Below are 15781 nucleotides of genomic sequence, written 5' to 3'. Positions count from 1 at the left end.
TGCCCACGCCCTGTCGAGCGCAGGAGGGCCTACGGCGTCAGCGCATCGGCGACCACTGCCGCGCGCAGGGCCGCGATGCCCTGCCCCTTTTCGGCGCTGGTCAGGTGGATCTCGGGAAAGGCGGCGGGGTGCTTCTTCGCCTCCGCCGCGACCTTGTCGTGCGTTTCGGCAAGCGCGCTGGCCTTGATCTTGTCGCTCTTGGTCAGGACGATGCGATAGCCGACGGCCGCCTCGTCCAGCATCTTCATCATCGCGCGGTCGGAGTCCTTGAGCCCATGGCGGCTGTCGACCAGCACCAGCGCGCGCGCCAGCACCGGCCGCCCGCGCAGGTAGGTGCGCACCAGCCCCTGCCATTTCTCGACCACGCTCTTAGGCGCCTTGGCAAAGCCGTAGCCGGGCATGTCGACCAGCCGGAACTGCGTCGGCGCGCCGACCTCAAAGATGTTGAGTTCCTGCGTGCGCCCCGGCGTGACCGAAGCGCGCGCGATGCCCTTGCGCATGGTCAGCGCGTTCAGCAGCGAGCTTTTGCCCACGTTGGACCGGCCCGCCAGCGCCACTTCAGGCACCGTCGGGTCGGGCAGGAACTTCAGCTGCGGCGCGCTCAGCAGGAATTCGACCCGGCCGGAGACCATCCGCGCGGCGGCGATCTCCTCCGGCGTTTGCGGGCCTGTTTCCTTCGTGCTCACGCCTTGCCTTCCGATGGCTGCCGGGCTTTCGCCTCTTTCTCCGCCCGCTCCTTCTCGGCTGCCGCCTTGAGCTGGGGATGCTTGGAATAGAGGTATTTCTGCTGCGCCAGCGTCAGCAGGTTGGACGTGTTCCAGTACAGCAACAGCCCGGCCGCAAAGGGTGCCATCACGAACATCAGCACCCACGGCATGATGCTGAAGATCTGCTGCTGCATCGGGTCCATGCTCGACGGGTTGAGTCGGAAGGTCAGCCACATCGTGAAGCCAAGCAGCAGGGCGAGCGGGCCCAGTGCGAGGAAGCCGGGGACCTCCCATGGCAGCATGCCGAACAGGTTGAGGACATGCGCCGGATCGGGCGCGGACAGATCCTTGATCCACAGGATGAAGGGCTGGTGGCGCATCTCGATCGCGAGGACCAGCACCTTGTACAGCGCAAAGAACACGGGGATCTGCAGCAGCATCGGCAAGCACCCGGCGACCGGATTGACGCCCTGGTCCTTGAACAGCTTCTGCATTTCCTGCTGCTGCTTGACCTTGTCGTCCTTGTGCTTCTCCTGCAGCTTTTTCATCTCCGGCTGGATCGCCTTCATGCTCGCCATGCTGGAGAAACCTTTCTGCGCGACCGGGAACATCAGTCCGCGCACGCAGCAGGTCAGGAGGATGATCGCGACCCCGAAATTGCCGACGACCGAGAATATCTGCCGCAGGAGCCACAGGATCGGCTTTTCGAACCAGCGGAACCAGCCCCAGTCGATCGCGAGGCCGAACTGCGCGATCCCGGCGTCTTGGTAGGCATCGAGCACGCCGCTTTCCTTCGCCCCGGCGAAGAGCTGCGACGTGCGGCTGATCTGCCGCCCGGGGCGCAGGACCATCGGATCGTAGATCAGGTCGGCGCGGAACAGATCGTTGCCGAGCGAACGGAAGCCCGTGTCGAGCGCGGCGCCCCGTTCAGGGATCAGCGCGCCGAGCCAGTAGACATCGGTAAAGCCCAGCCACGCGGGGTCGGCCTCGCCGGCGACAGCGCCCTCTTCGACCAGATCGTCGTAATCGGGTCCGTAGTCGACGGTGCCGCCGAAGGTGCCGATGGGGCCGGAATGCGAGATCCAGGTGCTCTTGCTCGCGGTCAGGCTGGTGCGGGTGATGGTGGCGAAGGGCGAGACGACCACCGGCGCGTTGCCATAGTTGGCAACGGTCTGCTCGGCAGTGATCATGTAGTTGTCGTCGATCGAGAGGCGAATGCGGAAACGCTGCCCTTCGTCATTGTCCCACGCCAGCTCGACCGGGCTGCCCGGCGACAGGGTGTCGCCGCTCGATTGCCATACGGTGCGCGAATCGGGCAGCTGGGTGCCGTCGCCCACGAACCCGAACTGCGCGAAATTCTGGATCGGCGTGCCTGCGGGCGCGAGCATCTGGACCGGGCCGCTATCCTTGTCGACCGTCGCCCGGTGGTCCTTCAACTCGATATCGTCGACCCGTGCGCCGACGAGGTTGATCGAACCTTCCACGCGCGGTGCGTCGATCCGCACACGGTCGCCGGATGCCAGCGCCTCTTCAAGGTCGATCGCCTGCTGCGCCACGCTGGGCGCGAGGCCCGTCTCGTTCGCGATCTCCTGGCCCGCACGCTGTTCGGGCGTGGTCGCCCGGTCGACCTGCTCGGTCTCGGGCGGGGCCGGGTAGAAGTAGCTGATCGCCGTATCGTACAACAGGATCATGAGGCCGCACAAAACCACGGCGAAGATGAGATTGCGCTGATTGTCCAAGAACTGTGGTCCTGCTTGCTCTTCAGGCGATTGGTAAAACGAAGGTCATGGTGTCCGGCTAGGGCACCGGATCATGCCCGTGCCCGCCCCATGGATGGCAGCGCATTATACGCTTGAAGCCCAGCCATCCACCCTTGATTGGGCCGTGTTTCTCGATTGCCTCGATGGCATATTGCGAACAGCTGGGCTGGAAGCGACAGCTGGGCGGAAGAATCGCGCTCGGCCCCATCTGCCAGCCGCGAATCAGCAGCACCATGACGCGCCTGACCGGGCTCATCGCGAGCGCCGCTTGCGGGGTGGCCGGCCGCGCTGCCCTTCGCCCCTGGCCGCCTTGCCGAGGGCACGCACCAGTTCGTCGGACAAGCTGGAGAAATCGCGCTCCACCCCGCCTTCGCGCCCGATCAGCACATGATCGTGATCGGGCAGGCCGCCGTGGGGCAGCTGGGCCCAGAGCAGTTCGCGAAAGCGGCGCTTCATGCGGTTGCGCACCACCGCATTGCCGATCTTCTTGGTCACCGTGATGCCGTAGCGCACACCGCGCCCCTCATTCGGGCGCACCAGCAGCACGAAGCCCGGCATCGGCACGCGCAGGCCGCGATTCGCCGCGAGAAAGTCCGCGCGCGCGGTCAGCACGTTGTCCGTCGTGACGGCGCCGATAGTGGCCGGGCTGGCGGTCTCGGGCGTGTTCATGGCACCCAGATAGGCAAACGGGCCCCCGATCGGGAGCCCGCAAGCATCGTCACACAGCGTGGCGAGGCCGGCAGGCCCCGCAAAACCGTGATGATTACGCGCAGAGCTTCTTGCGGCCGCGCTTGCGACGCGCGGCAAGAACCTTGCGGCCGCCGGTGGTGGCCTTGCGTGCGAAGAAGCCGTGGCGACGCGCACGAACGAGATTGCTGGGCTGGAAAGTCCGCTTCATGATATCCTCGAATGCTGGGTCGACCCTCCGCGCTGGGCGCGGGCGAATCGCAAGTTCCTCCGCCCCATCGGGGACGGAACTTCAAGCGCGGGCCTCTACGGGCTCGTCGCCGTTACGTCAAGATAGGCGATGCGTGGCGGAGCATCGGCCTCGCCAGCCGCCTCGTTATCATTGGCCGCCTGCGCGGCGGTTCGCGCAATCCAGCCGCGCATGGCCCCCGCATCGAGCCAGCGGGCCCGGGCATGGGGGACGGCGTTGGTCATGGCGTAGAAGTCGCGCGCACCCTCGTCGCTCATGCCCATTTCGCGGTAATAGTCGAGGTAATAGCGGTGCTCGGGCGCGTCCGGCGCAAAGTCGTCCGCCTCACGCCCGCGATTGTCGCGCCACGAATGGACCGCGAATCGCGCCCCGTCCGCCACTTCGCGCCGCTCGCCGGCCAGGAACAGCTCGACCGCGCCCGAGCGGACCGACCCGCCGCGCGGCACGCGCGTGGTCAGCCCGGCGGCGCGAATCATCCGCCCGACCGCAAGGTTCGCCCGGTCGTTCTCGGTCCCCGGCGCCTCGACCAGGTCGAGCGTGCGCATCTGCGGGTAGGCACGCAGCAGAGCATCGAACTGGGCGGGCGTGGCCGCATCGGTCACGCCGACGAGGGCGGCACGCGTCGGATCGATCACGCGAAACGGGCCGAACGCGGCGAGCGCGGTGGGCGCCGATGCGCGGAAAGAGGTGATGGCCCGGTCTGCAAACACGTAAGAGATGCGGGGCGCTGGCGGCGGGGCATCCCGGTCGACACCATTCGCCACGAAGTAGGTGTCGACCGGGGCATCATCCCCGAAGCGCGGATCGCTTTCGTCGATCCATTCTTCGGTCACGGTGACCCTGACGAGCCAGCCCTCGGCCTGAAGGGGGGAAGGGGCCAGGCCGAGGGTGGTCAGGAGTGCCGGAATAAGGGGGGTCAGCCAGCGCACCGGCAATCTTTTGCCGGATTTGCGTTACCATGATGGAAGCAAGAATGGTTTCCGGCCCGGTAACCTGCGCGAGAATCGAGACTTTGCGCCCTCGACAATGCGCGCGGCACGCGGCAACCTCTTGCCGGGGGCGTGACGCGGGGTGCGCGCGCAAGGGGGAGACCGCCGGTGGTCGCAACGGTTCGCACGGTCGCCTATCTCGGGCTGGAGGCCCGCGCGGTCGAGGTGCAGTGCCAGCTCGCCGCCGGCCTGCCGCGCTTCAGCGTCGTCGGCCTGCCCGACAAGGCGGTGAGCGAGAGCCGCGAGCGGGTGCAGGCCGCGCTCGCCTCGATGGGCCTCGCGCTGCCGCCCAAGCGGATCACCGTGAACCTCTCGCCCGCCGACCTGCCCAAGGACGGATCGCACTACGACCTGCCGATCGCGCTCGCGCTGCTCGCCGCGATGGGCGTGGCGGACCGCGAGCAGCTGGCCGATTTCGTCGCGGTCGGCGAACTCGCGCTCGACGGGCGGATCGTCGGCTCGCCCGGCGTCCTGCTCGCCGCGATGCATGCCAGCGAGGCCGAGTGCGGGCTGATCTGCCCCGCGATTCAGGGCGCGGAGGCGCGCTGGGCGAGCGGCATCCCGGTGATCGCGGCGCCCGATCTGGTCAGCCTGCTGAACCACCTCAAGGGAACGCAACAGCTCGCAGAACCACAGCTAGGCACGGTCGAAGAGGCACTACCCGGCCCCGACCTCAGGCAGGTGAAGGGACAGGAGAGTGCCAAGCGCGCGCTCGAGATCGCGGCGGCGGGCGGCCACAACCTTCTGATGAGCGGGGCGCCGGGTGCCGGCAAGAGCCTGCTCGCCGCGTGCCTGCCCGGCATCCTCCCCCCACTTTCTCCGGCCGAGGCGCTGGAGGTGAGCATGGTGCAATCGGTCGCCGGACTGCTCGAAGGCGGGCGGATCAGCCGCGCGCGGCCCTTTCGCGCGCCGCACCATTCGGCGAGCATGGCGGCGCTGACCGGCGGCGGGCTGAAGGTGCGTCCGGGCGAGGTCTCCCTCGCGCATCTGGGCGTGCTGTTCCTCGACGAACTGCCCGAATTCCAGCGGCCGGTGCTCGATTCGCTGCGCCAGCCGCTCGAGACCGGCAAGGTCGACGTCGCGCGCGCCAATGCGCATGTCAGCTACCCCGCGCGGGTCCAGCTGATCGCGGCGATGAACCCGTGCCGCTGCGGCCATCTGGGCGATCCCTCGCTCGCCTGTTCGCGCGCGCCCAAGTGCGCCGCCGATTACCAGAGCAAGGTCAGCGGGCCGATGCTCGACCGGATCGATTGCCACGTGGAGGTCGAGCCGGTCAGCGCGAGCGACCTTGCCCTGCCCCCACCGGCAGAGGGGAGCGCGCAGGTCGCCGCGCGCGTGGCTACCGCCCGACAGGTGCAGAGCGCGCGCGAAGCGACAAGCGGCGCGCGCACCAATGCCGAGCTCGACGGCGACATGCTGGAGCGCTTCGCCACGCCCGACGAGGCGGGACGCACGCTGCTGATGCAGGCGGCCGAGGCGATGCGGCTCTCGGCGCGCAGCTATGTGCGCATGCTGCGGGTGGCGCGCACGATCGCGGATCTTGGCGGTGCGGAGCAGGTGGGCCGGGTGCACGTGGCCGAAGCGCTGAGCTACCGGCGGCAGGCGCCGCGGGCGTGAGCGGCGGCGCGGCCTGACACACCTGACACAGTGTCTAAGAGCTAAAAACCGCCGGCCCTGACGACGCGGATCTGCGGGGGCGGATCGACGGTTTGAAAGAGCGCTGCACGGGGTAGCCCGGTGGGGGAGTGTAGGACAGTGGGAGCTCGAGATACTCTTAGAACTGGGACTGAACTTGCCCGAATGCGTACATCGAGCCACTACCCCCATGACAGTTTCAAAACCACCCACCTGACTCCACCCCACCAGAACATGGTGCGAACACGCACTCTAGAGTTGGAAGAGCGCCCACTCCCCCATTTCAAGGGGCCAGTAACCATGTCCTTCGACATTTTCGAATTTTTTGGAACGCCACAAAATGGTGCCCATATTCTTGTTCTTATCCGCGCCGCCTATCACCATTCCCTGATTTTCCAAGGTCCCGACCAGCTCCGAGCGGGTCATCGGGCTGCCGCGGTCTCGGATAGCTTGAATGGCAGCTTTCACGATTTTGGACGGCTTGTCACCACGCTTGGGAGATGGCGAATCGATTGCCCCCGCCTTGGAGTCATCGTTCGTTCCGAGCTGAGAAACTGGCGCAGAGGCATTCCTGACTTCAGACTCCGCCCCCGAAAGCGCCTCGTAAGTTGCAATGAATTGCCGAAGCCGTTCGGCTTCAATCTCTAATTCCGCCAATTTTTCTCGTGCAATTTCAACGACATCCATCTGCGGAGTCCTTTCTTGTGGCGACGTTATCACCGGGCATGCCACAACCTGTGCACTCATGCAACTCAGGCACTTGCATTGAGGCCCCTCGTTAGGGTAGAAAAGTCCCACGAATGCCCTCAATGGGTTCGCAGAAAGGATGGGTGCGATGATGAGATAGGGTGAGGGCCCAGGCGCTCGAAAACCCTGAAAGCAAAAAAGGGCCGACCAAAAGGCCGGCCCCCGAATAACCTAGCGGAGGAACCGCTGTGATCACTCTTTCAACACTTTGTGGATCGCATGTTCCTCCGCCAACCGCAAGGAAAATGCAAAATGGTCCATGTGTCGGCCTACCGCCGTATTCGCTACGGCAGCCCGGAGTACGTCCGGGCGCACTGGCGCTCACGATAATGTGACACCGTTATCACAAGGCGGCGGCTTCGGTCGCCTCCTCCATTCATCAACCTTGCCCCGCTTCGGCGGGGCATTTTTTTGGTACTCCGGCCGGCAACCGACAAGGTATCACCCGAATCAACACCAAGAAATGAATGGTATTTTATCTTTTGCCCCGCACCGTCATTTAGCCGTGTCTATGACGGACTGTAACAGTGGACAATTTGTAACCCTTGACCTCCCCGCTCCCACGCGGGACCACGCCAGCATGACCGATCCCATCACCCTGTGGGGCCTGCCCCATTCGCTCTATACCGGCCGCGCGCGCGCCTATCTGCGCAAGCAGCGGATCGCCTATGTCGAGCGCCCGCCGAGCGATCCCGCGTTTGCCGAGCGCGTTATGCCCGCGATCGGGCGGGCGATCATTCCGGTGGTCGAGCTGGCGGACGGCACGATCATCCAGGACACGGTCGATATCATCGACCATTTCGAGGGGGAGGACAGCGCGCCCGTCCCGCACCCCGCCTACCCCGGCGATGCGCGTTTGCTCGCGCTGGCACACCTGTTCGAGCTTTACGCGGTCGTCGGGCTGACGCGCCATGCGATGCATTACCGGTGGAGCTATCTGGCCGAGCAGGAGCTGTTCCTGCGCGATGCCTTCGCCACCGGCGGCGATATGGAACGCGCCGAGGCGACGATGGCGCGGATGCATTCCTACCTCCCCATGCTCGGCGTCGATGCCGCAACGATTCCGGCGATCGAGGAAAGCTATCGCGAGTTGCTGACGCATCTCGATGCGCATTTCGCGCAGTTCCCCTTCCTGCTGGGCGCCGTGCCGAGCATTGCCGACTACGCGCTGTTCGGGCCGATGTTCGCGCATCTGGGGCGCGATCCGGTCCCGCTCTCGGTCATGCAGAAGGCCGCGCCGCGGGTATTCCGCTGGGTCGAGCGGATGCATGCGCCCGGCCTCGATCTGGTGGACTTCGCGCAGCCCGCACCCGACTTCGCCGAGGACGCGCTACCCGACACGCTCCCGCCGCTGCTCGCACAGATCGCGCGCGAGCTGACGCCCGACCTGACCGACCGGCTGGCCTTCCTGCGGGGCTATGTGGCGGAGCATGCGCCGCAGCCGGGCGATCCGGTGGCGGACAAGCCGCACCGCCGCGTGATCGGGCAGGTGGAAACCTCCTTCCGCGACGTCGCCTATACCGGCGGGGTGCAGCCCTACACGTTCTTCCTGTGGCAGCGGCTGCTTGCGGCGGGTCACCACCCGGCTGCCAACACGCTGTTCGCGCAGCATGGCTTGTCCGACCTGATCGAGGCGGACCTGCCGATCCGCGTCGAGCGACGGGACAATATCGAGATGTGGGCTCAGCCTGCGTAGGGCGTGTTGGCGAGCTTATGGCGGGTGAGGTCGGGCGCGCCGTCGCTCCACCACACCGGCCCACGCTCACCCAGCGCGACCTTCGCCGCATGGACCCGGGCCCGCGCGCGGCTTTCGGCACGGTGGTCGCCAGCCCGCTTCGCCGCGCCGACCGCGCGGCGCGCATCCATCAGCTCATCGACCAGCGACTGGCGGCGCGCTTCGGACAGGCGCGGATCGGTTGCGCGCCACAGCACACCGTCGACGATGATGTAGCGGCCGTCGGGCGTATGCGCGACTTCGCGTGGCAAGGCGGCGCCTACTCCGCCGCCTCGCGCGCGTCGTCGTCCACGCTGTCGCCGTCCACACTGCCACCAGTATGGAGCGCGTGAGGCGCGTTGGGCACCCCACCCTCGCTCCGGTCGCGCCCTTCTGCGGGCAAGTCCTTGCGCGCGATCATGTTGAGGTCGGCGGGGCCCAGGATGCGGCCGTCATGCGCCAGCATGGCGACCGGGCCGATCGGCATGCGATCCCGCTCGTCCACGATCACCGGGTCCATACTGGATGCGCCATCGGCGTATTTGAGGCCCCAGTGCCGCAGCGAAACCATTGCGGGCAGCAGGTCCAACCCCTTTTCGGTCAGGCGATATTCCACCCGGCGACGGTCGGCCTCGTCCTGCACCCGGTCGAGAATGCCGTGTTCGACAAGGCGGCTCAGCCGATTGGAGAGGATGTTGCGGGCAATGCCCAGCTCGCTCAGGAATTCCTCGAAATGGTGGATCCCGTTGAAGCTGGCGCGCAGGATCATGAAGCTCCACCGCTCGCCCATGACTTCGAGCGCCGCGGGAAGCCCACAGGCGCTCAGATCCTTCAGCGGCTCGCGGACTTCTGTACCCATGTAAAATCTCTCCAGATTTCGAAACCTACCGCAATTGCCGGCCGTCACAAAATCGAAACTGAATTTCCAGTTGCGATATGCAACTTATAGCCGTAGGTGGCGTTCCGCAACCCAACGTGGCTGCGACCAGACATTCAGAAAGCCCCCTTTTGCAAGGAGCCTGCATCATGACCTTTCCCAAGCCCCGCCTGCGCGCAGCAGCGATTGCCGGCGTTGCCGCCCTCACCACCGCACTGACCTTCGGCGCGTCGCTGGCGCCCACCACGGCGCAGGCCGCCGGTGCCTATTATCGCGCCACGCTGGAACAGCCGGTCGAAAAGCGGACCGAGATCATCCGCGGCGGCACCTTCATCTGTTCGGGCACCACCTGCGTCGGCACCAAGGCCCGCTCGCGCCCGACGGTGGTGTGCGAAAAGCTCGCGAGCGAATTCGGCCAGGTCGCGACTTTCTCCGTCGGCGGGACCGAGCTTTCCGCCGAAGACCTCGCCGCCTGCCGCGCCACCCTGGCCGACTGATCGAATCGCCTGCCCTGCGGTCGCCGAAGCGCGATTCGCAGGGCGGCGGACGCAAACGAAAAGCCCTCCGCGCCGCTATGGCTCGGAGGGCTTTTTCATGCGCATAACGCGCGCAGGTTCACGGCGCGGGGCGGCGTTATGCCACCCGCGCTCAGGCAACCTTCAGCTGGCGACAGTCAGCGTCGTGCGGGCAAACATGCCCGAATTAACCCTGGCGTGCCTTCATCCGCTTGTTGGTCTTGTTGATCACATAAGTGCGCCCGCGACGGCGAATCACGCGGTTGTCGCGGTGGCGATTCTTGAGCGACTTGAGGCTGTTGCGAATCTTCATGGTAATACCCTGAAACAAGCTTTGGCCCCGCGATTGGGGCCCATACAAAACAAATCGGCACCGCAGATCAGCCTGCGATGCCGCCATCGTTGCGCCTCCATTTATGTCTCGGCGCCAAAAAGTCAAGCAAGTGCGCGCAGGCCCGCCGACTTGGGCGGCACGGATTGCATCCCTCGTGCGTTACCCACAAGTGACACCCCACCGACTCGACGAAAGGCCCATACCATGAAGGCCCGTACAACTCTTGCACTGATCGCCCTGCCGATCGCCCTCACCGCCTGCGCCAGCACGCGCCCCGCCGGGCCGATCGAGGTGACGCGCTTCGTCGATACCGATGCCCGCGCGCAGCTGGGCAACGCGCGCCTGTTCGTCGAGACCGCACCGGGTTCGCCCGAGCAGGGCCTCGCGCTGGCACCCTACAAGCAGGCGGTCGCGCAGCAGCTGGCGCAGTACGGCTACGCCGAAGATGCGCGCACCGCCGCCAGCCAGACCGCCAGCGTCAGTGTCGAGCGCGCGAACATCGACGAGGATGGCCGCCGCGGTCCGGTGAGCGTGGGCGCAGGTGGATCGACCGGCAGCTACGGCGGCGGAGTCGGGCTCGGCATCGGCTTCAACCTGGGCGGCGGATCGGGAGAGCGCGTGGTCACGCGCATGGAAGTGCGCATCCGCGACCGGGCAAGCGGCGACGTGTTGTGGGAAGGTCGCGCGCGGCTGGACGCCCCGGCCAAATCACCGCTCGCACAGAGCGAGCCCGCAGCCGCCGCACTGGCCGATGCGCTGTTCCGCGGCTTCCCGGGCAACAACGGAGAAACCATCGAAGTGGAGATCGATTCTTGAGCAATATCGTCATCGACAGCGCGTTCGACAGTGGCAGCATCGACGTGATGACCATCCACCAGGCGAGTGCGATGCTGCGCCTGAAGAACGACAAGGACAGCGAATTCAAACAGTGGTTCCATTTCCGCGTCGCCAATGCGGGCGGGCGCGAACTGATGCTGAAGATCGTGGGCCTGAACGACAGCGCCTATCCGGCGGGCTGGCCCGGCTACAACGCCTGCGTCAGCGAGGACCGCGATTTCTGGGGCCGCGCTTCGTCCAGCTTCGACAAGGACGAGGAAGGCGGCACGCTGACGATCCGTTACACCCCCACGGGCGACCTGGTCTGGTTCGCCTATTTCGCACCCTTCTCGATCGACCGGCACCACGATCTGATCGCCGAATGCGCCAGCAGCGAAGGCGTGTCGCACAAAAGGCTTGGTGAAACGCTCGACGGGCGCCCGCTCGACTGCCTCGAAATGGGCGAGGGCGAAACGCAGGTGTGGCTCTACGCGCGCCAGCATCCGGGCGAGAGCATGGCCGAATGGTGGATGGAAGGCGCCCTGCAGGCGCTGTGCGACCCGACCGACACGCTGGGCCGCGCGCTGCGCGAGAAGTGCCGCTTCCACATCGTGCCCAACTGCAATCCCGATGGCAGCGCGCGCGGGCACCTGCGCACCAATGCCAAGGGCGTGAACCTCAACCGCGAATGGGCCGAGCCCACGCTCGAAAACTCGCCCGAAGTGCTCGCCATCCGCAATGCGATGGACGAAACCGGCGTCCATTTCGCGATGGATGTCCACGGGGACGAGGCGATCGATGCCGTGTTCCTCGCCGGGTACGAAGGCATCCCGAGTTGGAGCGACGAGCATGGCGAGCGGTTCTATCGCTACCAGCGCATCCTCGATCGCCGCTGCCCCGATTTCCAGACCGCCAAGGGCTACCCCAAGTCGGGCCCGGGCACGGCCAATCTGGCGATCAGCACCAATCAGGTCGCCGAACGCTACGCCGCGACCGCAATGACGCTGGAAATGCCGTTCAAGGACAATGGCGACTATCCGGACGAGCTGCAGGGCTGGAGCCCTGACCGTTCCAAGGTCTTGGCCCGCGATTGCCTCGGCGCGCTGCTCGAATGGCTGGAGAGCGACGAGCGATAGTCCCCGTTTCCCCTCCCTCCTCAGGGGGGAGGGGAGTGACGCAGGGTGACACGTGTCACCCAGGTGTCACCCTGAGAAATCCTTCGTACTTCAGAGACTTGCAGCGCGGCGGGCGACGCTTTGCGGGTTTTGGACCGCGCGCCCGCCCGAAAGGCGTGGGGCGTGAGCGGAGAGGACGACAATGGGAAAGAGCCGTCGCCACGCTAGCCTGTGCGCCTGAAGTAGGAAAATGCCGGACGACGTGACGCGGCCTGCTCCTACCCCTTGCGGGGGAGGAAAGTAGATGAGGCCTAATCGAGGTGCGCGGGGCCGAAGCCGTGCGGCAGCAGGGCCGACAGGCGCACTTCCATCACCTCGTTCGCGCCGACGCACAGGATCAGCGGGTCGGTGCCGCCGAGCTGCGCGATCTCGTTGAGCACCTGTCGGCACCGCCCGCATGGCGTGATCGGCGCATCGCCGCCCTTGCCCTTCGGCCCGGTCACCGCGAGCGTCACCAGCCCGCCGCGCCGCCCGTCGGCCAGCGCCTTGGCCACCGCCACGGTCTCCGCGCACAGCGAGAGGCCGTAACTCGCATTCTCGATATTGGTCCCGGTGACGACCGCGCCATCCTCGAAGCGCAGCGCCGCGCCCACCGGGTAATCCGAATAGGGCGCGTAGGCGGTTTGCGCCGCCGCGCGCGCGGCGGCGATCAGTTCCGAATCGCGGGCATCGGTCATGGCCGCACCACCACCCATGCCACGGGATCCTTGCTCCCCGGCCCGTGGTAATTCTCGTTCGCGGTCCAGATCAGCCATGGCCGTCCTCCATAATCGGGCTCGAAGCGCGTGCGCACGAGCCACAGGTTGCGTTCGATCCGCGCGGCGACGCCGTGCGCGTCCTCGAATTCGCGCCCCAGCTTGAGGATCGCGGGCTTGCCCGCATGCGCCTCGATCTGATTGGCGAGAATCGTAAGCTCGCTGCGCACATGCCCGCTGGTGACCGGCTCGAGGCAGTCCTCGCCCGTGTCGATCAACGCGATGGCGGGCGGCAGCAGGGCTTCGTCGCGCGGAACGATAGTGACGAAATTGGCGGACTGGCCATCGGCGGGCACGCACGGGTCGAACACGTGGACCGCGCCCACCTCCAGCCCGGCGGCGCGCGCGGCGGCCAAGTTGCGGGTGAAGGCGGCCGATCGCTGGTCGCTGCCCGAGGTTGCCGGCAGGTACACGAAATCGGCCCCGCTGCCCTTGAGCACCGCGAAATTGGCATCGGCGCCGCCTGCGGACAGATCGGCGCCCTGTTCGGGATATTCGCTTTCGGGCGGCTGCCACGTGCGCAGGTCCAGCCACAGCCACACGCCCCCACCGATCGGAGCAAGGATCAGCACGGCCAGCAACAGCCTGAGCCAAGGCTTGTGCCCTGGGGAACGTCCGGTCTTCCTCGCCATGCTCAGCCCCGGATGTGCAGGACGCAGATCAGCGTGAACAGGCGGCGCGCGGTGGCGAAATCGGTTTCGACCTTGCCCTCCAGCCGTTCGACCAGCAGCTCCGCCGCGCGGTTGTGAACCCCGCGCCGGGCCATGTCGATCGTCTCGATCTCGGCCGGGGTCGCCTTGCGAATCGCCTGGTAATAGCTGTCGCAGATCGCGAAATAGTCGCGGATCGAGCGGCGGAAACGCGCCAGTCCCAGCAGGATCGTCTCCAACTGTTCGTCATCCTCGGTCGCGATGTCGAGCGCCAGCCGGTCGTCGCGGACCGACAGCGCGAGGTGATAGGGGCCGTCCGCGCCCTTGTCCGCCGAGCGGACGGGCTTGAAGGTGTTTTCCTCGATCAGGTCGAAGATCGCGACGCGCCGCTCCTGCTCGACGTCGGCATTGCGCCACAGGATCGTCGAATCGTCGAGATCGATTTTCGAGATGCGGTGGTCGGCCATGTGATCGCACCTGCCTTCGCAGAAATGTCATGTCCCCGGCAAGGCCTGTTCACCTTGTTCGCACTATTCACAGGGCGAGGTGGAAAATGCGAGCGCCTGATGCCTTGCGGGTCGGCGCGCCTTCGCACATTGATCGGCAAATGTCCGACGACGCCCTGCTCCTCGCCCCTGCCGCATCCGATTCGAAGCCCGATACCGCGCCCGAGACGGGCCGCGCCCTGCCGTCTAACGTGGAGGCGGAGGCCGCCTTTCTGGGCGCGGTGCTGATCGACAATTCGGTTTACGAGGAACTGCCCAACCCGCTGCGGCCCGATCATTTCTTCGTGCCCGCGCACCGCCTGATCATGGAACGCGTGCTGACCATGATGGAACGCGGCGCAACCGCGAGCCCGGTGACGCTCAAGCCCTATTTCGAAGGCAGCGAACATCTGGAGCAGCTGGGCGGGACGACCTATCTCGCGCGGCTGACGGCGGACGGCCACGGCCTGCTCGCGACGCGCCAGCTGGCCGAACAGATCTACGACCTCGCGCTGCTTCGCGAACTGGTGACGGTGGGCCGCACGCTGGTGGGCGGCGCGCTCGACACGTCCGAAACGGTCGAACCGCTCAAGCAGATCGAGAAGGCCGAGGCCGCGCTCTACGAGATTGCCGAGGGGACCAACATCGGCAGCGACGCGAGCACCTTCAAGGATGCCTCGATCGCCGCGCTGAAGCTGGCGCAGAAGGCGATGAATTCGGATCGCGGCCTGTCGGGGCGGACCACCGGCCTCGCCACGATCGACGAGAAGACCGCCGGCCTGCACAATTCCGACCTCGTGATCCTCGCCGGGCGTCCGGGCATGGGCAAGACCTCGCTCGCCACCAATATCGCGTTCAACACCGCCTACGAATATCTCAAGCAGATGCGCGACGGCGGGCCCGACTCGGGCGGCGCGCCGGTGGCGTTCTTCAGCCTGGAAATGAGCGCGGACCAGCTCGCCACGCGTATCCTCGCCGAACAGGCGGAGATCAGTTCGGAAAAGCTGCGTTCGGGCGATATCGGGCGCGACGAGTTTACCCGGCTTTCCGAAGCCAGCCAGCGCCTTGCCGACCTGCCGCTCTATATCGACGATACCCCCGCTCTCACCATCGATGCGCTGCGGATGCGCGCGCGGCGGCTGAAGCGGAAGAACAAGATCGGCCTCGTCGTGGTCGACTACCTGCAGCTGCTGCAGGGCTCGGGCCGCGCGAACGACAACCGCGTGAACGAGATTTCGGAGATCAGCCGTGGCCTCAAGACCATGGCGAAGGAGCTGGAGCTGCCGGTCATCGCGCTCTCGCAGCTGAGCCGTGCGGTGGAGCAGCGCGAGGACAAGAAGCCGCAGCTGGCCGACCTTCGCGAATCGGGCTCGATCGAGCAGGACGCCGACATGGTGTGGTTCATCTACCGCGCCGAATATTACCACAAGGCGCAGATGCCCAACGTGCCCGACGGCTCCGAATCGCCCGACGATGCGCAGAAATACCAGGACTGGATGGAGGAGCATCAGAAGCTGGTGAACAAGGCGCTGCTGATCGTCGCCAAGCAGCGTCACGGTTCCACCGGCAACGTGCCGCTGATCTTCCAGAGCGAATACACTAAGTTCAGCTCCCCCACGTACCGCGACTATTCGGACTTCGGGGAAGAGTAGGGGTCGAGGACCGGGCGCAGGGCCACGCACGGG

The 15781-nt window shown here is 66.2% G+C and carries 19 protein-coding genes; 6 read left to right on the top strand and 13 right to left on the bottom strand.

Going from position 1 to position 15781, the window contains the following annotated elements; all coding sequences use genetic code 11:
* Nucleotides 1–29: 29 nt before the first annotated feature.
* The 6 genes from yihA to ACYQ0L_RS09165 form a co-directional block, all read right to left on the bottom strand.
* Nucleotides 30–632, bottom strand: a complete 603-nt coding sequence (yihA, locus tag ACYQ0L_RS09190; protein ID WP_459789024.1) for a ribosome biogenesis GTP-binding protein YihA/YsxC — start codon at nucleotides 630–632, stop codon at nucleotides 30–32.
* Between the two features lie 50 nt (nucleotides 633–682).
* A complete protein-coding gene (gene yidC / locus ACYQ0L_RS09185; protein ID WP_459788794.1) occupies nucleotides 683–2446 on the bottom strand; it encodes a membrane protein insertase YidC in 1764 nt (587 codons plus the stop codon).
* Nucleotides 2447–2504: 58 nt separating this feature from the next.
* Nucleotides 2505–2702 carry a membrane protein insertion efficiency factor YidD gene (gene yidD / locus ACYQ0L_RS09180; RefSeq protein WP_459788792.1) on the bottom strand — a complete coding sequence of 66 codons (198 nt, stop codon included), beginning with the start codon at nucleotides 2700–2702 and terminating at the stop codon, nucleotides 2505–2507.
* Between the two features lie 17 nt (nucleotides 2703–2719).
* Nucleotides 2720–3136 carry a ribonuclease P protein component gene (rnpA, locus tag ACYQ0L_RS09175; protein WP_459788791.1) on the bottom strand — a complete coding sequence of 139 codons (417 nt, stop codon included), beginning with the start codon at nucleotides 3134–3136 and terminating at the stop codon, nucleotides 2720–2722.
* A gap of 94 nt (nucleotides 3137–3230) precedes the next feature.
* Nucleotides 3231–3365 carry a 50S ribosomal protein L34 gene (rpmH, locus tag ACYQ0L_RS09170; protein WP_010235936.1) on the bottom strand — a complete coding sequence of 45 codons (135 nt, stop codon included), beginning with the start codon at nucleotides 3363–3365 and terminating at the stop codon, nucleotides 3231–3233.
* Nucleotides 3366–3460: 95 nt separating this feature from the next.
* Nucleotides 3461–4333: an alpha/beta hydrolase gene (locus tag ACYQ0L_RS09165; RefSeq protein ID WP_459788789.1), complete on the bottom strand. Its 873-nt coding sequence runs from the start codon at nucleotides 4331–4333 to the stop codon at nucleotides 3461–3463.
* Nucleotides 4334–4501: 168 nt separating this feature from the next.
* On the opposite strand from ACYQ0L_RS09165, the gene ACYQ0L_RS09160 reads away from it, so the two are divergent.
* Nucleotides 4502–6010 (top strand): YifB family Mg chelatase-like AAA ATPase, encoded by a 1509-nt coding sequence (locus ACYQ0L_RS09160; protein ID WP_459788788.1) that lies wholly within the window; start codon nucleotides 4502–4504, stop codon nucleotides 6008–6010.
* A 270-nt stretch (nucleotides 6011–6280) separates the two neighbouring features.
* Here the strand turns inward: ACYQ0L_RS09160 and ACYQ0L_RS09155 are convergent, their stop codons facing one another.
* Entirely contained in the window at nucleotides 6281–6715 is a 435-nt protein-coding gene (locus ACYQ0L_RS09155) for a hypothetical protein (RefSeq protein WP_459788787.1), read from the bottom strand.
* Between the two features lie 640 nt (nucleotides 6716–7355).
* Between ACYQ0L_RS09155 and ACYQ0L_RS09150 the strand changes: the two genes are divergently transcribed.
* Nucleotides 7356–8471: a glutathione S-transferase family protein gene (locus ACYQ0L_RS09150; protein WP_459788786.1), complete on the top strand. Its 1116-nt coding sequence runs from the start codon at nucleotides 7356–7358 to the stop codon at nucleotides 8469–8471.
* Here the strand turns inward: ACYQ0L_RS09150 and ACYQ0L_RS09145 are convergent.
* The gene (locus ACYQ0L_RS09145) at nucleotides 8459–8761 is read right to left on the bottom strand and encodes a hypothetical protein (protein WP_459788785.1); all 303 of its coding nucleotides are present in this window, start codon (nucleotides 8759–8761) and stop codon (nucleotides 8459–8461) included. The two genes, ACYQ0L_RS09150 and ACYQ0L_RS09145, sit on opposite strands and share 13 nt — an antisense overlap.
* An 8-nt stretch (nucleotides 8762–8769) precedes the next feature.
* Complete coding sequence (locus ACYQ0L_RS09140) at nucleotides 8770–9348, bottom strand: winged helix-turn-helix transcriptional regulator (protein ID WP_459788784.1); 579 nt, start codon at nucleotides 9346–9348, stop codon at nucleotides 8770–8772.
* 167 nt (nucleotides 9349–9515) lie between these two features.
* Here ACYQ0L_RS09140 and ACYQ0L_RS09135 point away from each other — a divergent pair, with 167 nt between their 5' ends.
* Entirely contained in the window at nucleotides 9516–9863 is a 348-nt protein-coding gene (locus tag ACYQ0L_RS09135; RefSeq protein WP_459788782.1) for a CC_3452 family protein, read from the top strand.
* A gap of 205 nt (nucleotides 9864–10068) precedes the next feature.
* On the opposite strand, the gene ykgO is transcribed toward ACYQ0L_RS09135, so the two are convergent.
* Nucleotides 10069–10194, bottom strand: a complete 126-nt coding sequence (gene ykgO / locus ACYQ0L_RS09130; protein ID WP_010235965.1) for a type B 50S ribosomal protein L36 — start codon at nucleotides 10192–10194, stop codon at nucleotides 10069–10071.
* 225 nt (nucleotides 10195–10419) lie between these two features.
* Between ykgO and ACYQ0L_RS09125 the strand changes: the two genes are divergently transcribed.
* Nucleotides 10420–11031, top strand: coding sequence for a DUF4136 domain-containing protein (locus tag ACYQ0L_RS09125; RefSeq protein WP_459788781.1), 612 nt, complete (start codon nucleotides 10420–10422; stop codon nucleotides 11029–11031).
* Nucleotides 11028–12167 (top strand): M14 family metallopeptidase, encoded by a 1140-nt coding sequence (locus ACYQ0L_RS09120; RefSeq protein ID WP_459788780.1) that lies wholly within the window; start codon nucleotides 11028–11030, stop codon nucleotides 12165–12167. Before ACYQ0L_RS09125 ends, ACYQ0L_RS09120 begins: the two co-directional genes overlap by 4 nt.
* Nucleotides 12168–12457: 290 nt before the next feature.
* Here the strand turns inward: ACYQ0L_RS09120 and ACYQ0L_RS09115 are convergent, their stop codons facing one another.
* From ACYQ0L_RS09115 to ACYQ0L_RS09105, 3 genes are read right to left on the bottom strand one after another with little or no spacing between them, the layout of a single operon-like run.
* Nucleotides 12458–12883 carry a cytidine deaminase gene (locus tag ACYQ0L_RS09115; protein ID WP_459788778.1) on the bottom strand — a complete coding sequence of 142 codons (426 nt, stop codon included), beginning with the start codon at nucleotides 12881–12883 and terminating at the stop codon, nucleotides 12458–12460.
* Nucleotides 12880–13593 carry a glycoside hydrolase family 25 protein gene (locus tag ACYQ0L_RS09110; protein ID WP_459788777.1) on the bottom strand — a complete coding sequence of 238 codons (714 nt, stop codon included), beginning with the start codon at nucleotides 13591–13593 and terminating at the stop codon, nucleotides 12880–12882. Before ACYQ0L_RS09110 ends, ACYQ0L_RS09115 begins: the two co-directional genes overlap by 4 nt.
* A 2-nt stretch (nucleotides 13594–13595) precedes the next feature.
* Nucleotides 13596–14078: a UPF0262 family protein gene (locus tag ACYQ0L_RS09105; protein ID WP_459788776.1), complete on the bottom strand. Its 483-nt coding sequence runs from the start codon at nucleotides 14076–14078 to the stop codon at nucleotides 13596–13598.
* 140 nt (nucleotides 14079–14218) lie between these two features.
* On the opposite strand from ACYQ0L_RS09105, the gene ACYQ0L_RS09100 reads away from it, so the two are divergent.
* Nucleotides 14219–15748: a replicative DNA helicase gene (locus ACYQ0L_RS09100; protein WP_459788775.1), complete on the top strand. Its 1530-nt coding sequence runs from the start codon at nucleotides 14219–14221 to the stop codon at nucleotides 15746–15748.
* Nucleotides 15749–15781 lie beyond the last annotated feature (33 nt).

The sequence above is a fragment of the Alteriqipengyuania triglochinis genome (assembly GCF_054655655.1).
The sequence above is the reverse complement of the archived record's forward strand: the minus strand, read 5'-3'. Positions and strand labels throughout refer to the sequence as shown.